Here is a 220-nt window from a genome sequence, read left to right on the forward strand (position 1 = left end):
CCACCACCCGCACCCACCACCGGCACCGGGCGGCCCTGACCACCCCGGCCACCGCCAGCGACGTCCGGGCAGAGGTGCTGGCCGGGCTGGATGCGCTCCGCAACAACCACCCCCACCCCTGTGTCAACCAGCACCACCTGGCCCAGCCTGGCGGCAAACTGGTGTTCGTTTTGCCCGGACAGGGTGCTCAATACCCGACTATGGGTGTCGGGCTCTACCA

General features: G+C 69.5%; 1 protein-coding gene. It reads left to right on the plus strand.

Annotation, left to right across the window (positions count from 1 at the left end; all coding sequences use genetic code 11):
* A partial coding sequence (locus F0Q45_RS28525) for a hypothetical protein (protein ID WP_188113231.1) occupies window positions 1–220 on the plus strand: 220 nt, incomplete at both ends.

It is taken from the genome of Mycobacterium simiae (assembly GCF_008370645.1).
Lineage (GTDB): Bacteria > Actinomycetota > Actinomycetes > Mycobacteriales > Mycobacteriaceae > Mycobacterium > Mycobacterium simiae_A.